This window comes from Hoylesella timonensis S9-PR14 (genome assembly GCF_000762405.1).
In the GTDB taxonomy this organism is placed as follows: Bacteria; Bacteroidota; Bacteroidia; order Bacteroidales; family Bacteroidaceae; genus Prevotella; species Prevotella timonensis_A.
Genome location: NZ_JRPQ01000151.1, coordinates 1 through 22209, shown reverse-complemented (window position 1 = coordinate 22209; position 22209 = coordinate 1). Strand labels below are relative to the sequence as shown.

The 22209-nt window shown below is 40.5% G+C and carries 15 protein-coding genes and 2 pseudogenes; 12 read left to right on the top strand and 5 right to left on the bottom strand.

Features of this window, described 5'->3' with window-relative positions:
• Window positions 1-189, bottom strand: a pseudogene (locus HMPREF9304_RS14480) (IS1380 family transposase); the annotation flags it as partial.
• Window positions 190-495: 306 nt separating this feature from the next.
• Between HMPREF9304_RS14480 and HMPREF9304_RS09630 the strand changes: the two are divergent.
• The 12 genes from HMPREF9304_RS09630 (at window position 496) to HMPREF9304_RS09570 (ending at window position 17965) form a co-directional block, all read left to right on the top strand.
• Entirely contained in the window at window positions 496-1665 is a 1170-nt protein-coding gene (locus HMPREF9304_RS09630; RefSeq protein WP_036928533.1) for an IS4 family transposase, read from the top strand.
• Window positions 1666-1782: 117 nt separating this feature from the next.
• Window positions 1783-3000: a glycosyltransferase gene (locus HMPREF9304_RS09625; protein WP_081953687.1), complete on the top strand. Its 1218-nt coding sequence runs from the start codon at window positions 1783-1785 to the stop codon at window positions 2998-3000.
• 139 nt (window positions 3001-3139) lie between these two features.
• Entirely contained in the window at window positions 3140-3370 is a 231-nt protein-coding gene (locus tag HMPREF9304_RS14475) for a hypothetical protein (protein WP_156104800.1), read from the top strand.
• 73 nt (window positions 3371-3443) lie between these two features.
• The gene (locus HMPREF9304_RS09620; protein WP_036928529.1) at window positions 3444-4739 is read left to right on the top strand and encodes a radical SAM/SPASM domain-containing protein; all 1296 of its coding nucleotides are present in this window, start codon (window positions 3444-3446) and stop codon (window positions 4737-4739) included.
• Between the two features lie 179 nt (window positions 4740-4918).
• Window positions 4919-7840 carry a TonB-dependent receptor gene (locus HMPREF9304_RS09615; RefSeq protein WP_052046069.1) on the top strand — a complete coding sequence of 974 codons (2922 nt, stop codon included), beginning with the start codon at window positions 4919-4921 and terminating at the stop codon, window positions 7838-7840.
• Window positions 7841-8810: 970 nt separating this feature from the next.
• Window positions 8811-11033, top strand: a complete 2223-nt coding sequence (locus HMPREF9304_RS09605) for a peptidase domain-containing ABC transporter (protein WP_262502969.1) — start codon at window positions 8811-8813, stop codon at window positions 11031-11033.
• Window positions 11034-11044: 11 nt separating this feature from the next.
• Window positions 11045-12358 (top strand): HlyD family secretion protein, encoded by a 1314-nt coding sequence (locus tag HMPREF9304_RS09600; RefSeq protein WP_036928523.1) that lies wholly within the window; start codon window positions 11045-11047, stop codon window positions 12356-12358.
• A 1-nt stretch (window position 12359) separates the two neighbouring features.
• Window positions 12360-13061, top strand: a complete 702-nt coding sequence (locus HMPREF9304_RS09595; RefSeq protein ID WP_052046064.1) for a lanthionine synthetase LanC family protein — start codon at window positions 12360-12362, stop codon at window positions 13059-13061.
• A gap of 59 nt (window positions 13062-13120) precedes the next feature.
• Window positions 13121-13828, top strand: a complete 708-nt coding sequence (locus HMPREF9304_RS09590) for a galactosyltransferase-related protein (protein ID WP_231564506.1) — start codon at window positions 13121-13123, stop codon at window positions 13826-13828.
• Between the two features lie 219 nt (window positions 13829-14047).
• The gene (locus HMPREF9304_RS14700) at window positions 14048-14383 is read left to right on the top strand and encodes a hypothetical protein (protein WP_197061667.1); all 336 of its coding nucleotides are present in this window, start codon (window positions 14048-14050) and stop codon (window positions 14381-14383) included.
• Window positions 14384-14744: 361 nt separating this feature from the next.
• Entirely contained in the window at window positions 14745-15980 is a 1236-nt protein-coding gene (locus HMPREF9304_RS09575; protein ID WP_445236338.1) for a transposase, read from the top strand.
• Window positions 15981-16231: 251 nt separating this feature from the next.
• A complete protein-coding gene (locus HMPREF9304_RS09570; protein ID WP_036928537.1) occupies window positions 16232-17965 on the top strand; it encodes a glycosyltransferase family 4 protein in 1734 nt (577 codons plus the stop codon).
• A gap of 42 nt (window positions 17966-18007) precedes the next feature.
• Here the strand turns inward: HMPREF9304_RS09570 and mobC are convergent, their stop codons facing one another.
• The 4 genes and pseudogenes from mobC to HMPREF9304_RS09550 all read right to left on the bottom strand — a co-directional run.
• On the bottom strand, window positions 18008-20011 hold the full coding sequence (gene mobC / locus HMPREF9304_RS09565) for a conjugal transfer protein MobC (RefSeq protein WP_036928517.1): 2004 nt from the start codon (window positions 20009-20011) through the stop codon (window positions 18008-18010).
• Window positions 20012-20089: 78 nt separating this feature from the next.
• The gene (mobB, locus tag HMPREF9304_RS09560) at window positions 20090-21364 is read right to left on the bottom strand and encodes a conjugal transfer protein MobB (protein WP_036928514.1); all 1275 of its coding nucleotides are present in this window, start codon (window positions 21362-21364) and stop codon (window positions 20090-20092) included.
• On the bottom strand, window positions 21361-21774 hold the full coding sequence (locus HMPREF9304_RS09555) for a plasmid mobilization protein (RefSeq protein ID WP_036928535.1): 414 nt from the start codon (window positions 21772-21774) through the stop codon (window positions 21361-21363). Before HMPREF9304_RS09555 ends, mobB begins: the two co-directional genes overlap by 4 nt.
• Window positions 21775-22126: 352 nt before the next feature.
• Window positions 22127-22209 (bottom strand): annotated as a pseudogene (locus HMPREF9304_RS09550) (helix-turn-helix domain-containing protein); the annotation flags it as partial.

Below are 22209 nucleotides of genomic sequence, written 5' to 3'. Positions count from 1 at the left end.
GAACCGCCACAGAAGTAGATACTCATGAGAGAACGGATGATTTCGCTGTACTGATAACCGAACGATCTACACCTTAGATCGAGGGTTGAGTCGATTACAAATGATAATGTGGAGTCAAATTGCTCCATGACCCAAAAATAATCCCCCAAAAGGAGTGAGTCTCTCAGATTTTATTTGTATCTTCGCCATGTCTATTGTCGGATTCTCTTGTTTTTTTTGCAACACTAAGATAAGTAAAAATTCTGACATGGCAAAATCCTGAGCAACTTTTTGTTGCTCAGGTACTTAAAAAGTTTAATTTATAATAGTGTTGCGGAATTAAGGATTATTTTTTTTGATTATAAAATATTTGTTGTATATTTGCAATCACTAGTGGGTACTTTAAATTAAACATCGTTCTTTGAAATCTTTGATAATCGCATAGTTATGTATCTTTTTGTAGTGTGACGATTTGAATTGAAGAGTTGTTTTAGCTTTGCCCAAAAGCTCAAAACAATGAATCAAGGCAAATATATCTTCGCTCAACTTACAGATTTTCTTCCCCGTCGTGTCTTTGACCGTTTGGTAGAGAAATATTCCGGGAATAAGAAAATCAGAACATTCACCTGTTGGAATCAGATGCTGTGCATGATCTTCGGACAACTGACCGCCCGAGACAGTATGCGTGACCTTATGCTCAGCCTTGAGGCACACAAGAACAAGTATTATCACTTGGGATTCGGTGCAACAGTTAGCCGTACCAATCTGGGGAAAGCAAACTGGGATAGAGATTATCGTATCTATGAAGAATTTGCTTATACCCTGATTGCGGAAGCCCGTAATAGCTACAACAAAAATGACTTCGAGGTGAAAGTTGACGGTAATGTTTATGCCTTTGATTCCTCCACCATAGACCTTTGTCTGAATGTCTTTTGGTGGGCGGAATATAGGAAGCACAAAGGAGGCATCAAACTTCATACCTTGTATGATGTAAAGACTTCCATACCGACAATCGTACTGGTAACTAATGCTAAAGTACATGACGTAAACATGCTGGATGAGTTGAGTTATGAAAAGGGAAGTTTCTATATCATGGATAAAGGATATGTTGACTTCACCCGTTTGCATAAGCTTCACACCAGTGGTGCTTACTTCGTTACACGTGCAAAAGATAATATGAGATCCCATAGAATGTATTCCCGTGAAGTCGATAAAACAACCGGATTAAAATGTGATCAGATTGGAATGCTTGAAACGTATAAATCGCTCAAAGTATATCTGGACAAACTCCAGCGGGTTAAATACTACGATGAAGAACCAGACAGAGAATTTGTGTTCATCACCAACAACATGGAACTATCAGCAGAGGAAATTGCTTTGCTATACAAGAAGCGTTGGCAGGTGGAACTATTTTTCAAATGGATAAAACAACACCTGAAAGTAAAACCTTTTTGGGGCACCACGATGAATGCAGTCAAGATACAAGTGTACTGTGCCATCATAACATACTGTCCGGTTGCCATTGTCGCATACAGATTGAAAGTTAACCGTCCAATCTACGAAATTCTACAAATTTTGAGCTTTTCTCTACTGGATAAAACGCCTGTAAGAGAGATACTTACCGATTGCGATTACAAAAATGTCAAAGAACTAAATTATAAACAATTGAAAATCAGCTGGGATTAAGTGCCCAGCAGTGATTTGCGATAAAAAATAATCTTGCACATTTTATGAAAGATGCTCTCTGACATAGAACATTGCAAAGAATAAACCTTATAATATTATTGTAATATAATAAAAACTATGAATATGCAACACAAAAATGTGTATATAGTTGGTATGTATGATCGTAGCATAACAGGTTTTGCAACATATAAAGAGGAATTATCTGCTTGTATGTTGACGCAACCTGACCTTTCCGTCAATTTTATAAATTTAAGATGTCCGATACCTGAATTTAGGATTGACGAGAAGTCCGGCATTATTATTTATGATTGTCCTGCCACAAAGCAGAAACCTCTAGAGGTTGCCGGTGCATTATTGAGTCTGCACATTAGCGATAATAATAACAATATTTTCCTTATTAATTTTGCTCCTTCTGCCCTTTTTGTAAAAATACTCCGTAAATATTTCAATAAAGGGAAGATAGTGTACATAATTCATGATTTCATGTGGGCTCTTTATCTATGGGGTGACATAAATAGATTGAAAGATATAATTGCCTGTGGCAAATCAGATAAATTAACACCTTTGATAAAACAATTCTACTTTGATGGGGCTGAGACTTTCAATATGTCAGATCACGTGGTTTGTTTATCTGAAGACACACAACAACTTTTAGAAAATCTCTATAAAGTTCCCAAACACAAACTTACAATGATCCCTAATGGATTGAGGGATGCATTTGACAGTATCAGTTATAACAAAAAAACAAAATTATGCGGAGCTGTTAGCACATATAGGACACTGCTATATGTAGGACGTACTTCTGAACAAAAGGGAATTATAGATCTCCTTGAATGTTTCAAAATGGTTTTGAAGGTTTTCCCAGATTGCAAATTGGCACTAATAGGCGAAATTGACAGTAAGGTTATAGGCGCTATGGATGATAAAATCAGACCTAACGTACTTTTACTTGGCGAACAACCTAAGCAACGTGTTTATGAATGGTATCGTATTGCAGATATAGGGATTTTGCCGTCATATTATGAACAATGCAGTTACACTGGTATCGAAATGAAAATGTTTGGGCTTCCTGTTATATCCTCTGATGGCTTTGGGATAAGACAGATGTTTCGACCCAGCAATGCGATAATAGCATCAATCGGTAGTAGAAGTCATAGGCAAGAGTTCCAGAGAAACTTAGCAACCGCCATAATAAAAGCCCTTTCACTACCTGCGGAGAGGATATCAGAGCTTAAACAGAACTCTCGACGCGATTATTTAGACAGATTTAACTCAATAAATACACTCAATAAATATAAGTGTATGCTAGAGAAATTAAGTATTGATAGAATCTAAAACATTTAATTTGCGAAAACCAATGAATACCGTTAGCTCTACCTGCACTCCCTAGCAAGTAGAGTGGTAAAAACATACTTGCTTAGACAAGTATTAGGGAATAATGAACATATTATTAACAATTTGAAATTTATTAAAAATGGAAATCAAGAAAATTCGTTTGATTGATACTCCCAAAAAGGAGTTCTCACTGACTAATAGTGAAATGTCTTCATTACTTGGAGGCAATGCTTTCTATTGTCCCGGGTCATATACAGATGGTGGCATATTTGGTGATGATAATTGTACAGCCAGCTATTCAAGTGGGAATTGTGGCAGTGCAAGTGATTACTGCGGAAGCTACACCTCATGTGTTTTTAAATTCTCTTAAAAAAAGGTTGTGGGTGCTTGGAATGACAATTAATTGGATATCGTTGCAAGCACCCTTCTAAAATCATCAAAATATGATTTGGTCTAGATATACTCATCAATTTAAAAAAGAAGACAGATATTTCCTCTATAATTCTCTATCCAATAGTTTGGCAGAGCTATGTGAGCAAACGTACCACGCTATAGAATTAGGGCGACAAACAAAAACTATGGATTTTTTAGATGAAGAGACCATGAGTCAATTGTTAACGATGAAGGTCATTGTTGATAATGACGATGACGAAATAAATAAAGTTAGATACACAAATATGTTACGTCGCCAAAACAACTGGCGTTTGATACTAACCATTAATCCAACTTTAGCGTGCAATTTCAATTGTCCTTATTGCTTTGAAGCGACACATCCTAACACCTACATGTCGGACAAGGTTGAAGATGATATTATTCGGCATATAAGCTCAAATAAAGATGTTAAGGCTATTGATGTTACATGGTTTGGCGGAGAACCATTATTGGCATTTGACCGAATAAAAAGCCTCACAGCCAAAATGAAAAAATTAGGGCTGGCATATACGGCTCGCATGATTACAAACGGCTATCTTTTGACTCAAGATGTCATCAATGAATTGCCATCACTATCAATCAAATCCTTACAAATAACAATTGATGGTATGGCTGACTTGCATAACAGTAGACGCTGCCTCAAGTCAGGCAAACCAACTTTCGAAAGAATAATCAAAAACATTGACGCATTGCAAGCGCAGTTTCCACAAATAGGTGTGGCTATACGCGTGAATGTGGATGAAACCAATGAGAGTGATTTTGTAAAGCTATACCTTTATCTATCCGCTAAGCATTATCCGAATGTTCAACTTTCTTTGGCATTTGTGACGAACTTATCAGACTGCAAGTCATGCGAAAATCTTTGCGACAGAGGGCGTCAAGCGAGATACATCAAACACATTCAACAGGAATATGGAATAGGAGGAGCATTTACGTATCCTATATCAGATCGATATGAATGTGCAGTAAGGAATAGAAATGCAATAGTTATTGGTCCGGAGGGGGAAGTCTACAAATGCTGGAATGACGTAGGTGACAAAAGGAAAATTGTTGGTACCATTGATGGTAAAATTATAAACGAAACTCTATTACTGCGATATTTGATTGGAGCAGATCCCTTTGAAGATTACCGTTGTCAAGAATGTATTCTTTTGCCTGTTTGTGGTGGTGGTTGTCCGCTATCTCGTATACAAAACAAATTTGAAAGTAAGGATGTTAATGTTTGTCCTCTAATCAAAGAGCATCTGGACGATTTTCTGCTAGCGCATGCGCTGCACAAACAAGCAACACAAAAGAGTTCACAGTAGCAAAGATTTGAAAAACATCACTCACCAAAACAATTCGTAAGAAGTTTGAATAAAAAAAGTTAATCTTGGGAATCAACTAAATAGAAGTCAAGTATCTACAAAAGTACTTATTCTTTAATCCTTATCAAAATCGTCCAATATTTATACCGCAATAGACAATTGTATAAAAACTCAGCAAGATGGAAAAAAATTACGCATCAAAAAACGTCATCACAATAATAATATGTTTCTTGTGGACTTTGGCAGTTTATTCACAAGGGAACAATTATACCTTCACCGGTAAAATCTTTGAAGCTAACACCAAAGTACAACTTCTTGAGTGTCGAGTAGAAGTCTTATCCTCGTCAGACAGTATCGTGATGGCCTCTACTACCGCAACTCGTAAATACACAAGTGGTAAGGAGTATTCTTATACTTCGGAATACAGTTTAACCATTCCTAGAAAAGAAGGCGACTATTTGATACGGGTTACAAAAAACGGATATGAAACCACATGGCACCCAGTGTCTCTACGCAATTTGTATCATCGTGAATATTCACGTAGCATTCCCAACATCTACATGCATAAAGAGAAGGTCATGAATTTAAATGAGGTAGTCGTTAAAGCAACTAAGGTAAAATTTTACATCAAAGGAGATACTATCGTATATAATGCTGACGCATTCCAATTGGCAGAAGGCTCCATGCTGGACGCTCTTATCCGGCAGTTGCCCGGCGCTGAGTTGAGGGCTAACGGGAAGATATTTGTCAATGGGCGATTCGTTGAGAATTTGCTTCTGAATGGGAAGGATTTTTTCAAAGGGAATAATCGTGTACTGTTAGACAACTTACCGAACTACATGGTCAGCAAAATTGATGTTTATGAAAAAAGAGGCGACGACAGCGAGTTTCTAGGACGTGAAGTGGCAGGAGACATCCGTTATGTAATGGACGTGAAACTGAAAAAGCAATACTCGATAGGAATGTCCGGGAATGTTGAACTTGGCGGAGGAAGTGAAGGGTATTACTTAGCAAGATTGTTTGCCATGCGTTTTACCGACCATTCGAGACTTGCAGTGTATGGCAATGCAAACAATTTGAACGACGACAACAAACCCGGAGAACATGGCAACTGGAGCCCATCTAAATTGTTGGGAGGTGTTACTACCCTACAGGTAGGCGGTTTGGATTATAATATAAGCGATAGAAATGGACTGTACAAACTGAGTGGAAATGTGCATTTAAAACATGCCGATAATGAAATAGACAACAAAACCTTTCAGACAAACTTTCTGTCCGAAGGAGATGTATACAGTCGGATGACCAACAATGCGACAAATAACACATTTTCACTATCGACTAATCACAGATTCTATTTTGAATGGGAGAAAGCCAACCTTGAAATTCTTCCTGACCTCAGCTACAACAACTTTCGAAATAGGAATAGCTACTCAGCAATTACATCGGATGACAATACAATCTTTGGCAGCAACGTATCTGCCGACAGCCTGTTTGGCAAACATCTTGCAAATGCTTATAAGAAGTATGCCATAAACAGGAACATCAAGCAATCTAAAAAAGATGGCTATGGATGGATGACATCTATTGCTATCAAATCTAAGATCAAATTCAACCGAATACCCGACAACCTCACGCTATACGCCAAAGCATCGTACACTGACACCAAGGAAGAAGTATTTGACCACAATCGTATAGAGTACTACTCATTGGGAAATGTGTCATCTACCGATTTCAGAAACAGATACTTTGATATAAAGCCAAGTCGGGGGTACAGTCTGATGACAAAGGCAACCTATACATATATAATGAATAACAATCTCTTCATAGATATCAGCTATTCGTTCAACAGAGACTATTCGAAATCAGCGTCAGGTTTGTATATGCTGAATAAACTTGCAGGTTGGGGTGAAAACACTCTGGAAGAATTAGGTACTTTACCCTCTTACACAGAGTATATCCATACCATAGATAAAGCCAATAGCTATGATAGCAAGCAAGAAACAAATAAATCTACAATAGAACCTTTCTTAGTGTGGAAACAAGAGACCGAAAGATCAGTTTGGAGAGCCCAATTAGCCGTACCCGCATCCATACAGCATCGTTTCTATACCTACCATCGGGGCAGTGTTGACACAACGTTTACAAAGCGTAACCCACTTATCAATATATACAGTTCCTATTTGAAATGGTCAAGCAAAGATTGCAAATATGAAGCACAGTTACAGTATGCATTAAACTCGAAAACTCCTGATATGAATATGTACTTAGACGTGTATGACACGACAGATCCATTGAATATCAGAGTGGGTAATTCGGAACTAAGAACATCGATGTCGCACCGGATAATCACCTCGTTTATCAGGATGTACCCTCAAAAACGACTGATGTGGGCAATCGAGGGAGTATTTAAACCGGTACAAAATGCAATTGCCATGGGATATTCGTACAACAAACAAACGGGAGTAAAAACCTATAAACCGGAAAATGTAAACGGATGTTGGAGTGGTGATCTTAGTGCAGGAATGAGCTGTCCCATCGGGAAACAGAAGAAACTAAACCTAAAGTCGATGTTGGGTGTAGGCTATATCCGAAATGTGGACTTCATAAAAACGATAGGTGTCTCAGTATCCTCACGCAGTATTGTCAAAACCAGAAATCTGACAGAAATGGTGCAATTAAAATATGGTATAGGGAAATCGTCAATAGGCATTAGCTCGGAAGGGACATGGCGACGTTCTACGAGTACACGTGAAGATTTTACCACCATCAATACGACCGAACTGAAGAATGGATTCGCGGCTCTGCTCCAACTGCCATGGAATCTTCAATTAAGTACAGACATGACACTATATACCCATCGGGGCTATGTAAATACCACTATGAATACAGACGATTGGGTATGGAACGCTCGTTTAAGCTATCCATTTGCCCGAGGAATGTGTTTGATTCAATTAGACGGTTACGATATCCTGCGCCAATTAAGCAACATTACACACACACTCAATGCACAAGGTATCGTAGAGACATATACCAATGTCATTCCACAATATGTCCTTTTACATTTTACCTACCGTTTTGCTTCAAAATCTAAGAAAAAATGAGCACACAATTCTCTCTTCATCAAAAAGTATTGCATCACGTTATATGTAAGTCATACGATGCTACTTCCCCGGGCCTATTGAATGGTTCTATGGGAATATGTATAACGCTGTACTGTCTTTCTGAAAGACACTGTAGCAAAGCGATTAAAACTTTTGCAGACCATTTGTTAGATACATGTATTGGGAATATTAGCATAGACACATCTATCGGTTTTTCTAATGGGCTTTGTGGAATTGCTTGGGGTATCGACTTTCTGCTATATCGGAATTACATAACAGGTAACTCAAAGAAAATATGTGAAGATATAGACAAACGTATCTCACAGATTTGTCCTCAAAGACTTGACTGCAGTTTAGAGTATGGTCTCAAAGGACTTCTGCATTATCTACTTGCTCACTCATACAACAGCTCATACCATTCTAATTCTTTCAATTGTGATTTTTTGTCCGAGGTCTATACTCTAACGTGTAAAATGGTGGCAACTACGCTCGATGAAGATATGAGGTATCTTTGTAAAAACTACATTGGCTGGTACAATGGCGAGACGTGGGACTATACTTTCTGCTTAAATCATTTCATAAAATTAGATTTGCGAGAAATTACAGAAGAAAATTATCAACTATACCCCATTCAATTGAAATCCGGATTGTGCGGGTATCTAATTAACGAATACAATTAATAGAAGTGATGATTTTACTTGTTGTATATGATGTAGCGAAGCACATTTCAAAAGAAGAAAAAAAGAAAGTTTGGGCATGAAAAATGAGCCTCACTCACAAATAGTAAAAAGTTAGAATTAAATGGGGTGTAATCAATGGTTGTTTGTCATCTGCAAGCAATATCATTGAAAGACGCTGTTTATGCTATGATAGCAAAAATATACAGTTATATATAGAGAGAAATCCACCAACTTATTATCTTTTGCTATTTTAGAATCACTTAATTCAAATAAAAAAGATGTAATACGAATTGAAACATTATAGAAGAATATTTTTCCAATTTTATACCCAACTCGACGCCATGGACTGCGGTCCGACCTGCTTGCGCATGATAGCCAAGTACTATGGCAGGCATTACAGTCTGGAAACCCTCCGCCAACATTCGTTTATCACGCGCGAAGGGGTGTCCATGTTGGGTATAAGCGACGCTGCGGAATACATCGGCTTCCGCACATCGGGGGTCATGATTTCGTTTGAGCAACTGGTCAAAGAAGCACCGTTGCCCTGCATTGTCCACTGGAAGCAGAATCACTTTGTGGTGGTTTATCATATCAAAAAAGATAAAAAAAACAGGCACAGCATTTACGTGGCAGACCCCGCCTTAGGATTGGTAACTTACGATGAAGCCGATTTCAAAAAATACTGGCACAGCACCAAGAGGAACGAAGAAGAACGGGGAACGGCATTGCTTTTAGAGCCCGGGCCCGAGTTTTTCGACCGTGAAGCCGAAAAAGAGAATCACAACCGCAGCTTGCGCTATTTCCTGCGTTATCTTTCACCCTACAAAAGCCAATTGGTACAATTGATGTTGGGAATGCTGGTCGTGAGCACCCTGCAACTGCTTTTCCCCTTTCTCACTCAATCGCTGGTGGATGTCGGCATTCGTGACGGAAATCTGGGTTTTATCACGTTGATTCTGATAGCCCAACTCGTTATCTTTATCGCCCGCCTTTCCGTGGAGTTTATCCGCAGTTGGATATTGCTGCACATGAACACGCGGATAAACATTGCCTTGATTTCCGACTTCTTGACAAAACTGATGAAACTGCCGCTCCGCTATTTCGATACGAAAATGACAGGAGATATCATGCAACGCATCGGCGACCACGGACGCATCGAATCATTCCTTACCGGGAACTCCATCAGTACGCTGTTCTCGTTTGTGAATTTCTTTGTGTTCGCTTTCGTGCTGGGGTATTACAACTTGGTCATCCTCGGAATTTTTCTTGCAGGAAACGCCCTGTATGTACTTTGGATCCTGTTCTTTATGAAATACCGTCGCGAGCTGGATTACAAACGGTTCGCCCAGTCGGCCGGCGAGCAAAGCAATATCATTCAGCTTATAACGGGCATGCAGGAAATCAAACTCAACAACTGTGAAAAACAAAAGCGGTGGCAATGGGAACGCATTCAGGTGAAATTGTTCAAAATCGGCATCAAGGGGTTAATATTGGGACAACTCCAACAAGTCGGCTCCGTGTTCTTCAGCCAAACCACCAATATCATTGTTTCGTTCATCGCCGCCAAAGCCGTGGTGGACGGGCACATGACACTGGGAATGATGATGGCGCTGACCTATATTATCGGCCAGCTGACCGCTCCGGTGGAGCAATTTATCGGTTTTGCCCGTGCTTTTCAAGATGCACAAATCAGTTTGGAGCGTTTGAACGAAGTTCATGGCAAAGAGGATGAGGAAGAGACCATCGAAAACAAACTGACCGTACTGCCCGACAGGCGTGATATTTCATTGGAAAACCTGTCATTCAGTTACGACGGTGCTGACCGAGATTATGTCTTGGACGACATCAACCTGACCATTCCGCAAGAGAAGGTTACCGCCATTGTGGGAGCCAGTGGAAGCGGAAAAACCACACTCATAAAATTACTGTTGGGATTCTACGAACCGAACAAAGGCACCATTAAAATCGGAGAAACGCCGCTAAGTATCATCAATCCGCACTTATGGCGCAGCAAGTCCGGCTCGGTGATGCAGGACGGATTTATCTTTTCCGAAAGCATCGCCCAAAATATAGGTGTAGGCGATGACCATATAGATATCGAAAAACTACGTCATGCTGTAACGGTAGCCAATATCCGGGATTTTATCGACTCTCTCCCCTTGGGTTACAATACCAAAATCGGAATGGAGGGGAACGGAATCAGCCAGGGACAACGGCAACGTATCCTGATTGCCCGTGCCGTGTATAAAGACCCAGAATTCATTTTTCTTGATGAAGCCACCAACGCATTGGACGCCAACAATGAAAAAGAGATAATGAAGCATCTGCACGAGTTTTATAAAGGTAAAACCGTTGTGGTGGTGGCGCACCGGCTAAGCACCGTGCGTGATGCCGACAAGATAGTGGTACTGGATCAAGGGAAGGTAGCCGAAGAAGGCACACACGAAGAATTGACGGCATTGAAAGGAAAGTATTATGAATTGGTGAGAAATCAATTGGAACTGGGCAAATGAGGAGGTGAAGTATGGAATACGAAGAAAAGAAATACAAAGAGATCGAACTTCGCAGCGAGGAAGTACAGGAAGTGATGAGCGAAATCCCGCCATGGATACTTCGCTGGGGAATTACTGCGCTGTTCGTCATCGTGACGGCCCTCTTAATCGGGAGTTGGTTCTTTAAGTATCCCGATACCGTTACGGCGGAAATAACGGTAACCTCGTTAGAGCCGCCGGCAAGTATCATCGCCCGTTCAACAGGAAAAATAGATGAGATTTTTGCCCAAAACAACCAGGCGGTCAAGGCGGGAACTCCTTTGGCGGTTATTCAAAACCCCGCTAATACCCAAGATATGCTTACGTTGATCAGTGCAATGGAGGCATGGGAACTATCCGGATATTCAGAAGATGAGATAAAAGTCCTTTTTACCGGACAATCCCTCTCATTAGGCTCCATCCAATCTGTTTACGCCTCTTTTTTAAGCAGTTTGAACGATTATCAGAACTATAAAACACTGAATTATTATCCGCAAAAAATCGCAGCCCAAAAACGGCAATTGGCAGCCCAAAAAGAGTATCACAATCGCATCATCAGCCAGGTCCCGGTTGCGAATGAACAACTTCGTACAACTAAAAGCATTTTTGAACGCGACTCCATTCTCATTGCCAAGAATATGATTTCCGACAATGAATACGATATATCCAAAAGCGGTTTTCTGCAAAACAAACAATCGTATCTTTCATTCAAAGCTTCGCTTAAACAATCGGAGTTGCAATTGCTGAAAGGCGAGGAAAACCTTTTGGACTTGCAGCAGCAAGCCACCGAATTGGAACGAAAATATCTACTTTCGCTGCGGAATGCTACGGAAGCCTTAAATGCCCAGATAAAATCGTGGGAGCGTGATTATCTGTTGGCAAGTCCCATCAATGGCATTGTAACCCAAATGGGCGTTTGGAGCAGTAACCAGAATGTGAATGCCGGTGAAATCGTGTTTACCGTCATGCCGTCGCAGCAGAATATACCCAAGGGGAAGGCGATGCTTCCCGTACAGGGAGCCGGAAAAGTGAAAATCGGCCAGCGCGTAAATGTCCGCATCAATAATTTTCCCGATCAGGAATTCGGCTATTTACTCGGAAAAGTGGAAAGCATATCGAGTATTCCTACCGCAGAAGGTTTCTACGTGGTGGAAGTCAGTTTTCCCAACGGAATGCGAACCAACTACGGAAAAACGCTTCCTATCACCCAACAAATGCTCGGCAGTGCGGACATCATCACGGAAGACCTGCGGCTGATGGAACGTTTTTTTATGCCAGTGAAGAAATTATTAAAGAATCAACAATGATATGGATAAAGAGCATGCGTTTCTGAAAGGATATACCGAGCGTTTGATAGAAAAAGGAAGGTGTCTTTCGGATATTGGACTTTGGAACGGAAAAATGGGGATAGCAATTTATTTGCTTCATCTTGCAAGAATTACACAAGATGAAAAATACGAGAATCTTGCCTCAGAGTTGACCGATGCCGTTTACGGACAGATCTCTCTTGGTTTACCATTCTGTTTCGATAACGGATTGTTGGGTCTCGGTTGCGGTTTTGAACATATCATCCATAATGGATTTGCGGATGCGGACAGGGATGAAATATTATCCGAAATAGATGCTGTGGCGATAAATATCATAGACTCCCGCCCGATAGAAGAGCTTGGTCTGGGAAAAGGCGTTTGCGGGATCGGGTGCTATCTGTACCACCGTTTAACAGACCGACCGAATGACAATAATAGCATGATTGTCTTAAAATTGAAGGAGTATTTGATTTATTTGATTGATTGGATGGAAGAGCTGATTCAGAAGACAACGGATAAACAGGAATATAACGACGCTTATTTCCTACTTGCTCGTTTACACAAGCTGAATGTATTCAACCATAAAGTTGAGAAACTTTCAGCGGTGTGTCTGCGTAAAATAATTGATTTCAATTGCCGGATAACGGATGGTTATGAATTATTGGGGATACCGTCATTAAACGCATTGAAGCCATGGATGTAACTTCGGAACTCACAATTGTCATACCCGTTCGAATTGACTGCAAAGAGCGCAAAGAGAATTTGGATGCGGTTTTATATTCGTTATTGAATGCAACGGATGCTTTTATAATTACGATGGAAGCAGATACGGAACAGCGTTATCATTGGCAAGAAGAAAACCATAGGTCAACTCATATCTTTGTTCGGGACGATAGTCTTGTTTTTCATAGGACACGGTATTTGAACAAATTGTTGATTTTGGCAAAAACAGATATTGTTGGTATTTGGGATACGGATGTCATATTGGATGCGGCTCAAATCAGACAAGCCGTGAATGCCGTTAAAAACGGGGTAACGCTTTGTTATCCGTATGACGGACGCTTCTTGTTTTTAAGTCCTGCACAAAGTGAAAACGCGAGAAATGGTGTCATATCCTTTTTAAAGGATAAAAACTTCGATGAAAAAGGAGCCTTTTCAATGGGGCGTCCTTCAGTTGGAGGAGCATTTATCGTAAATAAGCAACGCTATTTAAAAGGGGGTGGGGAAAATGAAAATTTCTACGGTTGGGGACCTGAAGATGCTGAGCGCCTCAAGCGAATGGAAATCTTAGGAGAACCTACACAACGGATAGAAGGTCCGTTGTTTCATTTACATCATCCACGGGGGATAAACTCGACTTTCGGAGGCGATGAAAGGAGTAAAAAGAATGTGGGCGAACTGATAAAGATATGCGGGATGAATACGATTCAATTAAAAGAATATATTGATACATGGGCTTGGAAGGAATGAAAAACGGCTGATTCTTGTTGGAAACAAACCGATTTACAGGACAGGATTACATACGATTGTGGATTCATTCGACTATGTGCTTAGGATTAGCCGGATGAATAATCTGGGGAATACGGGCTATCGAATCGACGGTATCTACTTGGAAGCCAATAATGTTTTAAAAATGTTTTCAAGGGCGGTGAAAACAAAGACGAAATAAAAAGAGCTAAAAACATTTTTATGCACAGGTTTTGGTATGAACGCTTTCAAGAGCGGGAATTATATTTAACGGACCAACAGTATGATACCGTAGAAATTATCGATCATGAAACAGCGATAAAGGATATCGGTTTTGAACGTCCGACAAGTGCCGTCTTGATGTTGGCATATCTGTTGAACTCTTCATGGAAAGACAGATTCCATATACATATCACAGGCCTGGATATAGAAAACAGAGCAGAATTAATTGACCGTAACCCCTTGTGGAGTTATCATAACGGTGCGGGGATATTTGAAGAAAAATATCTTAAAGAGCTTATTGCGAATGGACTTATCACACGAATTAAAGATGAATAATACTCCGACATTAATTCCCATGAAAGGGATAAGTCGGCGATGTCTGGAAAAGAACAGGAAATTACTGCCTTTTACGGTACATTTTTTAACTGCCCAAAACTGCATGAATAATGCTATTGCCATATCGGATTGTCCAGATTTACTGGAATCAGCCGAGAAGTTTGGATTAAAGACCTGTTTGGAGGTTAGTGAAGAAGGGCAGGACGTACTGGTTTCATGTCATAATTTTATTAACAATACTCTGTTAATAATCACATAATTGTTTGAAAATGAGCGAGTTGATTAACAAAACATAACTAAATAAATTTGGCTAAGTGTCTGATTTTCAGTACCTTTATAGTTGATTCAAGACTTTAAAAGTATGATGATTTCAGAGCCACTTAGCCAATATGAGGAGATCCTCAAGGATGCAATCCGTACATCTATGAGAGAATCTGGTGCAAAGTTAGCAAAAACTTTCCAGACTCTGCTCATCGAGATACTGACTTTATATATGATTCTACCCAGAAAGATAAACTTCACACAGATGGCTCGCTACGGCAAGCACGGCGAGCAGATCTATCGTCAGAATTTCAACCGCAAGAAGAAAGACTGCATTGATTGGCTTCTGTTGAACCTGTCTCTTGCAAGGCGTGTGTTGGATATGGATGGCTTACTTGTCATTGCTATAGACCCATGCTATATCAGCAAGGCTGGGAAGAAGACTCCTCATATCGGACGGTTCTGGTCGGGATGTGCAGGGGCGGTGAAGCACGGACTTGAAATCATGGGCATCGGCTTGCTGGATGTTGCCAACAACAAGTGCATGATGCTGCGTGCCCATCAGACAATAGGGAACTCCGCGCTGAAGATGAGGAACAAGACACTCGTCGAATATTACATCAGTGTTATGAAGCGGTATTCAAAGAAACTGCTGAGTATCACTGATATAGTAGTGGCTGACGCATTCTTCTCCACATCCACATCCGAGAAGGGCATATCGGAGCTTGGCTTCTATCTAGTTAGCCGCTTCCGTGACAACGCTTGTCTGCATTACATTCCCAAGAGGGAAAAGAGGCGTGGACGACCAAGAGTCAAGGGAGACAAGATAGACTTGGCAAACCTCAACCTCTCATGTATGGAAGAACTGCACATTGATGGACTGGACGGAAAGGCGTACACCCTCGAGGCTTATGCCAAGGCTCTGAAGAAGAGGGTGCGACTTGTCATCTGGCGAATGCCCGGTGGAAAGTGTAAGTTGTTCTTCTCGACAAAACTCTCTATGACGGGTGAGGAAGTATTGAAGACATACCGCACTCCTTTCCAGATAGAGTTCTGCTATCGCGACGGCAAGCAATTTACGGGACTTATGGATTGTCAGGCAAGACACAAGAGCCAGCTGGACTTTTCGTTCAACGCATCGTTCGCCTCACTGAATGCCGCTAAGGTCTTCATGAAAGACAATTCCATGGACAATTCCATGGCAAAAGTTAAGTTGTTGATGTTCAATGCGAACTATACGAAATTAATTTTCGACATGTCCCGATGCCGACCGAACCGAACTTTAATTAGTAAGATTGTCAAAGAACTCATTGGCTGGCAGCCTAAGGCTGCGTAGCCATATACTCAAATTTTAACGAACTATTGTTTATGGTAAAGTAAATAATATAGCTAAATATGCTAATCCAATTAATAGAACCTATGCTATTGCTTTGAAATTTGACACTCCAAAGGAATTCAATGATATAATCTTATGGAAGATTCCTTCAGTGGCTAAAATAAGAATATCAAATCAAAGTATATTTGATAAATTCTTTAGGAGCAAGATAATGCATGATGATATGTAATAAACCATTCTATAAAAATAAAATGAATATAGCTTTCCTTTCTTCTTTAAATCCCATAGATATTCATAGTTGGTCAGGTACACTTTATTATATGTATCAAGAGTTATCCAAGAGGCATCACGTAAAATGGATTGGTGGCAATTTGTATGCTAAAATGAAAGCCTACCATAGTGATTTGCATAAGGATGAGAGTCATTTCAATGCGGAAGAATATGCGAAAGAGTTTGGAGCCTTGATTTCTATTGAGCTGCAATCAGCCTATTATGATGCGGTCATTTGCAGAGACTACTTTTATCTTGCATATTTAGTAGCGGAAATTCCTATTATATATATTGGTGACACAACCTTTCATCTATTCAAGGGCTATTTAGGCATAACAGATGAATGTATTATCCATCAATACGACGAGCTGGAACGTCTTGCTATAACAAGAGCTACTAAGATTTGCTATCCTACTCCTTGGGCAAAGAAAAGTGCCATGGAGCATTATGGCAAAAAAGCTGGCGATGTTGAAGTAATTGAATTCGGAGCTAACATCCCAGAGAAGATACCTTATAAACAGAAAAAAGATACTAAATGTTGTAACTTACTTTTTGTGGGAACAAACTGGAACATGAAAGGTGGAGACAAAGTGTTGGATGTTTATCATAAGCTGAAACAAAAGAATCTAAATTGTAAGTTGACAATAATAGGCTCTACTCCAGATTATGCTATAGATGACCCAGAAATAAAAATATATCCTAGATTAGACAAGGGACAAAAAGATGATTGCGATTGCTATAATTCAATCTTGGAAGATGCTGATATTCTGTTAGCTCCAACAGTATTTGATTGTTATGGAATTGTTTATTGTGAAGCTGCTGCTAATGGTATAGTAGTGTTTACTAACAATGTTTGCGGTATTAATCATGTTGTTAAAGATGGCATCACTGGATATTTGTTTGATAGCAATACACAACCAGATGTGTGGGCAGAAAAGATACAAGAGATTATCATCTCTAAAAAAATGGAAGAACTATCTTGCAATGCGCGGAAAGAATATGAAGAACGCTTGAATTGGAAAGTTTGGGGTGAGAAGATAGAAATGCTCATAAACGAAGTATGTCCTTGTGTGGATATGTATATGCCTATGTATGCAATCAATCTTCCTGAGCGAAAAGATAGAAAAGAACACATTCTTTCTGAGTTTAATAAACGTAGTGAGTTTGAACTACATTTTGTCACTGCTAGTCGCAATAGTAATAGCCGACTGGGGCTATGGCAAAGTATTGTAAGAATTGTCAGTATAGCATCAGAAATGGGTGAACAATTTGTAGTTCTATGTGAGGATGACCATTATTTTACGAAGAATTATTCTCCCAAACTATTAATGGCTGAGATGCAGTTGGCATTTCAGATGGGAGCCGATATACTTTCTGGAGGTATCGGAGGGTTTGGAAGAGCTGTTAAAAGAGGTTTCCACCTTTACGAAGTAGATTGGTTCTGGTGTACACAATTCATTGTAATCTACTCTTCTCTATATGAGAGAATTCTATCATATGATTTCAAAGAAGAAGACACTGCTGATGGTATACTATCTACTATAGCAAAAAAAAAGATGGTCATATACCCTTTTATCTCTGAGCAAAAAGATTTTGGGTACTCTGATGTAACAAGAAGTAATCAAGAAAATGAAGGAAGAATAAGGGAACATTTTAAGATGGCTAACCATATGTTTGAATACTTAGAACACTTTTCGTATAATCAATTATTCTAAATCAATTCCACAGCAATTGTATTTAATGAGTTTCTAAGGATTTCATTCTTTAAACAAGCCAGATAGATTAGGGGTACTTTTGATACGTTCAATCTCTGCATCAACTATAGATAGAACTTGTTGCTTAACACACTTATAGTTGGCTTCGATAGTCTCTTTGAGATTGTCGGAGCCATCTTCTTTTATGAAGTTTGCGATTATGGGGATGGGCTGGTAGGCTTTCATTTCTGCCGAAACCTTGGCATTATCAACTACTATCTCTGCATGGAAAATCTTCTGGTCGATGCGCTCGTCAAAGTTGTCGGATACTGCTCCCACAAACATACCCTGCGTGAGGTTGCTGATTTTCGATGCAGGGATAAGACTATCCATCTGTGTAGAGATAGAAGTGGATTTATCATTGCGATTAATGGTCATAGACTGCCGTTGTTGAAGCACTTTACCAAAACGCTCGGAGAGAGTCTTAGCGGTTTCTCCTACGACTTGACCACTGAACACGTTGCCCACGGTATTTTGTATCACTTTACTTTCTTTGTCCCCATAATCGCGAGTGAGCTGTGAGAAGTCCTGAAAACCCAAACACACTGCTACCTTGTTGCTTCGGGCGGTAGCAATAAGGTTGTCCAGCCCACGGAAATAGATAGTCGGCAACTCGTCGATAATCACAGAACTTTTGAGCTGTTTCTTCTTGTTGATGAGTTTCACAATACGACTATTATAGAGTCCAAGAGCAGCTGAGTAGATATTCTGGCGGTCGGGATTGTTACCCACGACAAGCACTTTTGGCTCATTATGGTTATTGATGTCGAGCGAGAAATCATCGCCTGTCATCACCCAATAAAGTGCAGGAGAAATCATTCGTGAAAGCGGTATCTTGGCACTGGCAATCTGTCCTTGTAACTGGTCTTGTGCTCCGCCCTCCCAAGCATCCATAAAGGGCGAAAGATAGTTGGCAAGTTCATCGTAGGAAGTGAGTATCGGGAAAATCTGTGCATAGGGGCGGTTCAGGAACTCAATTGCATGAGGAAAGGTGCAATACTTTCCGTTCTCATAGATTTTCAGGAACCAAATGATAGCAGCCAGCAAGATAATCGGTGACTCTACGAAGAAATCACCCTGCTTCTGTATCCACGAGCGGTTGAGGTTAAGCATAATCGTGTAGGCACTCTCATAGGCATCTGAAATGTCCGTCATAAAGGACGGATTGATAGGATTGCAGCGGTGCGATTTGCGTGGGTCATCAAAGTTAATCACATAGAACTGAGGCTTTACCTTGTAGGCGTCCAAATGATGGAGTAGGTGATTGTAGGCGATTTCAGACAAATCCGGGAACTTATAGTCGTAAATATACATGGCAAAGCCTTTCTCGATCTGTTGCTTGATGTAGTTGTTCACGATAGCATACGACTTACCAGAACCCGGTGTACCGAGCACCATTGAAGCCCGGAACGGATTGACAACATTAATCCAACCATTGTTCCATTTCTTCTTATAGTAAAAACGTGTAGGGAGATTGACAGAGTATTCATTCTCCATCAACCTTGTTTCTTGCATAAAACTTTCATTTTCTGTATTGAATACATCGTCCATCAGATTGTTTTTGAGCAGTCGGCTCATCCACACACCTGCCATCAGCAGACAGATATAGCCCACAGACAGCGTAAAGATATAGAGCGAAGCAGCCCCCACCTTACCTATGGGCAATGCCAACAACCACCAATTCAGAAAGAAGAACACGAACCCGGCGAAAAACACTGTCCAAATCTTTGGCCATGTGATTTTCTCTTCCTTTACGCCTTTCGTCCCAAAACAGGATAAGGCAAGAAACACTACACAAAAGAGCTTTGTCCAAAGGATGGATGAAAACAAGCCTGTGGAGCGTTGAAAGTTCATCAGTATCTTGTTGATGATACCGAGTGTGAAGTGCCACGACTGAAACGCCTCGTAGCAGAACCAATAACAGTTAATCAGGAGGAAAATCACCGAAATACCCCGCATAAAGTCCATGACTTTACCCAATGCTCTTAAATCGTCTTCTTGTGCCATAATGCTGTGTTTTTAGCCTCCCCCAACCCCTCCGAAGGGAGGGGAGTTGTAAAGTTCTTGTTTGTTGAATGAGTTTATTTAATGTTTTCTTCGTCTAAGTTTTACCTTACTTTGTCTTCGGAGCTTACGCTGCCATGCTACTTCCTTCCAATCATCGTTGCCCGAAGAAGAGAAGGATTCACCCACCATATCGTCAATAAGTTCATCGACAAGGTTGTCGCTTTCCTGCTCATCAGACTGTATTGTCTGCATCTGTTGTTGAAAGGTGGTATCAATCTTACCATAAAGCGATTCATCCAAGAATGGATTTTTCTCTGGGTTAGAGAAGTACTCGTTAAACTTATTGGCGGCATATCCTTTACCCAATCGAGAACCATTGAGCGCAATGCCTTTTTTATCATCAATGAATGTAATACCATAGATGCGTCCACCCTCATTCTTGCGGATTATAACACGCAAGCCTTGTTCCTCCAATCTTTGTAGAAGTATTTCCTCCGTTTGGGGAGAAGTACGCATTACTTCTAATACCTTTCTTCTGACGGCTGGTATCAATGACTTAACCGCCTCTTTCGATTTTTGCATCTTATTTTGAACGGCAGCATAGCCTACACCTCTGCCAATGTCCGAGGCGTGAATGGGCGTGCTCACCTTATTGCCCTTGTCATCGGTAGGCACATAGACCAGCCCGTCATATCGTTTTCCTCGATACTCCGTTTTAACCTCCTCTACCGCAAGGTTGTATTTACGCAGAACGGCATTTAGTTCACCTAAGGAGCAGAATGTGTAATGCTTCATTGCAGAACGGACGGTGTTTGCCACCTGTTCCTTGATATTCCCTTGCACAACATTGACCTTTGGTGTTTCTGTTGTTGTTCTCTCACTGACCTTTGAACTTGGAATGAGGTTATATTTCTTTTCCAGAGCATCAGTAATCTTTTTGCTTCGCCTGCCCTCATACCTGTCATTGATTTTTCTACCTTGGCTGTCCACCCGAAGTGATACGATGTGTATATGCTCACGGGCGATGTCGTTGTGCTTGAACACGATGTAGGGTTGTTTTCCGTAGCCGAGAGCCTCCATATACCCCTTGGCTATCTGCGTGAGTTGCTCATTGGACAGCTTCTCGTCCGGGTGCGGATTGAGGGAGCAATGGAACACAGCTTTCTTTGTTCGGCATTTCTTCGGTATCAATGCCTCCATATCAGCAAACACTTCCTCCATCGTATAGCGACCCTCCTTATTCTGATACAACTCAGCAGCAAGAAGAATGCTCGCTTCCCCTTTTTCCACCTTTTTGAAATTATAGCCGAGTGCTCTTCCAAGGTTTTCCGTGACTGAAATTTTTGCAATCATCTTTTGCGGTAGTCAATGGTAAGATTGATTGCCTGCTCCTGCAAGGTGATGATTTGAGCAGACAGTTTCTCCAACTTCTCAAGCATAATCTGTGCAGTCTTTACGCTGTGATAGCTATTGATGGCTCGTACAGCTTGGTTATACAGCACGCCTATTTTATGTATCTGGGCAGTTAACTCGGAGAGCTTACGATAGTACTCCACAGCAGACTTATCTACCGTTATCACCTTGAAATGCTCCCCCAATATCCTTGCTCTCACGAAGTCGGACTTCGTTTCCGCACCTGACTTATGGAACAAGTCAATCGCCCGTTGCTGGTCTTTCGGGTCAGGCAAGCGTACATGCCAGTTGTCCCAGCGAGGCTTTTCTGCCACTTTTCGTTCAGAACGATGCTCCTCTTTCTTATCCATATCTATTTGTTTTCTAATTACGACTTTGGAGTAATTCATCTCCCCTTCGGGGCAAGGGTCTTTGTGGTACAAATGGTAATTTGTGGTACAAAGACACACCTTGCCAGTATAAAGAAAGAGATAGTTTGTTATGTTCCATAAAGTAACNTTTCTGGGGCNCTTTTGATAGACGAGAGTTCAAAGTTCAAGAAGTAAATCAAGAGATAAGTTTAGACTAATNTCTTGACTTACTGACTTTATGAGCTGACATATTTTTGACTAAAGTTAATTTTAACTTAGGTCGAAACTAATTTCTTGACCAAAGTCACAANTGACCATTTGACTTAAGTCGCGACTGATTTCTTANCTTAACTCATAACTTACCTGTTTGCGGTATTGGATTATAATGCCTTTCAAGCATTGTCTGTATGTCGCTCTGCTTGTATAGTATCTTCC

Coding starts and splice junctions, on each gene's coding strand:
- HMPREF9304_RS09630 (WP_036928533.1), top strand. CDS start 496: ATGAATCAAGGCAAATATATCTTCGCTCAACTTACAGATTTTCTTCCC.
- HMPREF9304_RS09625 (WP_081953687.1), top strand. CDS start 1,783: ATGAATATGCAACACAAAAATGTGTATATAGTTGGTATGTATGATCGT.
- HMPREF9304_RS14475 (WP_156104800.1), top strand. CDS start 3,140: ATGGAAATCAAGAAAATTCGTTTGATTGATACTCCCAAAAAGGAGTTC.
- HMPREF9304_RS09620 (WP_036928529.1), top strand. CDS start 3,444: ATGATTTGGTCTAGATATACTCATCAATTTAAAAAAGAAGACAGATAT.
- HMPREF9304_RS09615 (WP_052046069.1), top strand. CDS start 4,919: ATGGAAAAAAATTACGCATCAAAAAACGTCATCACAATAATAATATGT.
- HMPREF9304_RS09600 (WP_036928523.1), top strand. CDS start 11,045: ATGGAATACGAAGAAAAGAAATACAAAGAGATCGAACTTCGCAGCGAG.
- HMPREF9304_RS09595 (WP_052046064.1), top strand. CDS start 12,360: ATGGATAAAGAGCATGCGTTTCTGAAAGGATATACCGAGCGTTTGATA.
- HMPREF9304_RS14700 (WP_197061667.1), top strand. CDS start 14,048: ATGCACAGGTTTTGGTATGAACGCTTTCAAGAGCGGGAATTATATTTA.
- HMPREF9304_RS09575 (WP_445236338.1), top strand. CDS start 14,745: ATGATGATTTCAGAGCCACTTAGCCAATATGAGGAGATCCTCAAGGAT.
- HMPREF9304_RS09570 (WP_036928537.1), top strand. CDS start 16,232: ATGAATATAGCTTTCCTTTCTTCTTTAAATCCCATAGATATTCATAGT.
- mobC (WP_036928517.1), bottom strand. CDS start 20,011: ATGGCACAAGAAGACGATTTAAGAGCATTGGGTAAAGTCATGGACTTT.
- mobB (WP_036928514.1), bottom strand. CDS start 21,364: ATGATTGCAAAAATTTCAGTCACGGAAAACCTTGGAAGAGCACTCGGC.
- HMPREF9304_RS09555 (WP_036928535.1), bottom strand. CDS start 21,774: ATGGATAAGAAAGAGGAGCATCGTTCTGAACGAAAAGTGGCAGAAAAG.